The sequence below is a fragment of the Microcoleus sp. BM001215392 genome (assembly GCF_036700185.1).
Classification (GTDB): domain Bacteria; phylum Cyanobacteriota; class Cyanobacteriia; order Cyanobacteriales; family Microcoleaceae; genus Microcoleus.
On sequence record NZ_JAUBOJ010000625.1, the window covers coordinates 1 to 2,387 of the forward strand.

At 45.1% G+C, this 2,387-nt stretch carries 2 protein-coding genes; one reads left to right on the forward strand and one right to left on the reverse strand.

Features of this window, described 5'->3' with window-relative positions; all coding sequences use genetic code 11:
* Positions 1–225 precede the first annotated feature (225 nt).
* Positions 226–1,542 carry a glycoside hydrolase family 10 protein gene (locus tag QT974_RS33520; RefSeq protein WP_333472678.1) on the reverse strand — a complete coding sequence of 439 codons (1,317 nt, stop codon included), beginning with the start codon at positions 1,540–1,542 and terminating at the stop codon, positions 226–228.
* 274 nt (positions 1,543–1,816) lie between these two features.
* Here QT974_RS33520 and QT974_RS33525 point away from each other — a divergent pair.
* Positions 1,817–2,387, forward strand: a 571-nt coding sequence (locus tag QT974_RS33525) for an FAD-dependent oxidoreductase (protein ID WP_333472679.1), incomplete at its 3' end; no start/stop codon positions are given.

Genomic DNA, 2,387 nt, shown 5'->3' on the forward strand with positions numbered 1-2,387 from the left:
CTGGTTTTTGAAGCCTGAAGAAGCATGACCGCATATAAGTTATTAGTTATCATCTTATATTCACTGCGGTCATGCTTCGCCCCTACAAACATATTTGCCTTGCGTGAGATGCACCCTTGCTACAGTCGTCTTTAGACGACTTCAGCTATGAGACAGGGGTTTAAACCCCTGTCGGGCTGTCGGACTAATGGCACACTTACAAAATTACCAATGACTAATGACTTTTTACTTTTTAGATGTGGTTGGTGAGGGCGAAGGTGGACTGTTTTTTGTAGGTTGATTGGGCTTAGCTTTGGGGTCTGGTTTGGGTGGGGGCGGCGGCGGAAAAGTTGCCGCGCGTCTGGGTATTTGTAGCGCTGTGCGGAATGCAGAAGACGGGAAAAATGAGCTAAATTGAGAAAGTCGATCGCTAATTGGTTCCGGTGCATCTTCCCACAAGCTTTCGTAGTAGAAGAAAGCAGCGCCTAAGCCGTATTCTTGGACTGCTTGCACCTGGGATTTAATTTGCCCTATCGCTACTGGACGATTTCTTAAACCTGTCATAATCCCAACTCCTGTAGGAATCTTTTGCTGTGCTTCTCGCATTTCTGGGCGGTTAATCTTGTCCACAAATGATTCTAGATTGGGACGGTACACTTGCACAATCAGTTCGTCTGCAATATCCAAACGAACCCAAGCTAACCAATCTTGCAGGTGATATTTGTAAGCAAATTCGTAGTAATTGGGAGAAATTGAGAAAATTGCATTTGGTTTTGCTGCTTTGACGGCTTGATTTAGTTGTGACATAAAAGCGGTGATTTTATTGGCTCGCCATTTCACCCATGCTGCATCTTGAAAATCTATTGGAGGTGCTTTTTTTGTTTCTTTGGTGTACAAATCAACTGTATATTTGTCATAGCCAAATTCTGATGGCAAACTCATGTGATCGTCGAATTGAATGCCGTCGGCGTTGTATTGTGTGGTGATTTCTAGTACGAGTTCAGTAATAAATTTCTGCACTTCTGGATGAAATGGATTGAGCCAAACTACTTCGCCGCCTGCACCGTTTGATGTTTGAGTGCCGTCTTGTTTTTGGGTCAGCCAATCGGGATTGTTTAAGGCTAATTCTGAGGTGGGAGGAGTCATGAAACCAAACTCGAACCAAGGAATTACTAGCAAACCTTGGCGGTGGGCTTGAGCGACTAAATCTCCGATCATATCTTGTCCGTCTAACCCTCTATAAACAAAGGGTTGAATGTCTCTTTGCTGGGCGACGGGGCTGGGATACATTGCATAGCCTGAGTTCCAGACTACGGGATAAATTGTGTTAAAATTTAATCGCTTTAATTGGCTGAGGGCCTCGGCTACTTTGCGCCTATCTCTGAGGATGTCTTTGTCGTTTGTTGTCATCCAAACTCCGCGAATTTCTTGGCGGGGTTGCTGCGCGATCGCGCCGATCGCATTATTGAGCAACAATACTATAATGAATGAGAGGGCAAACAGCAGTGGCAACAAACGTTTAATCGATCGCGACCAACTGCGAGGCATGATCCGTAATGTCATAATTGTGAATGGTGAGTTAGCTATCAAACACACCCCGGCATAATTTGCTGATAAAATTTGCTCGCTCTACAGTCTACAGCCATTTGCGCTAATTGTGCGATCGCAACTGAGGCGATCGTCTGTGATATAAACGATCTGTGAGAGCATTTTGTTAAAATGCTGGGCAATCATTAATTACGCGCTGCCAACTTTGTTTACCGGACAGTGCTGCCTGCCGGAGTGCGAATGTTGTAAAATATCGGTACTGAAACATTTCGATCTAACATCTGTAATTGTGAAAGATTTAGTCTTAATTGGTGGCGGTCACAGTCATGCTATTGTATTGAAAATGTTCGGCATCAAACCGCTGCCGTCCGTGCGTTTGACTCTGATTAGCGATGTCCTGTACGCGCCTTATTCGGGGATGCTACCTGGACACGTTGCCGGGTTTTACGATTATGATGAATGTCACATCGATTTGCGATCGCTCGCCCAATTTGCCGGATGTCAAATATTGGTCGAGCGGGCGATCGCGATCGACTTTAGCAAAAATCAGGTTATTTGTCAAACCAGCCCTCCAATTAAATTTGATGTGCTGTCTGTGGATATCGGTAGCACTCCCGCAAATCTATCAGTTTCAGGTGCGGCAGAATACGCCATTCCAGCTAAACCAGTACCAGAGTTTTTAGCTAGCTGGAATCAGTTAATCTCTGCCAAACAAAACTATCCAAAAAAACCTGTACGAATCGCGATCGTTGGTGGCGGCGCGGGCGGCGTAGAATTAGCCTTGAATATGCAATCTCGTCTTACGAAGGAAGAGGTTCGATGGAAGTCGGAAGAGGGAAGGGTACATCTCATTGTTGAAA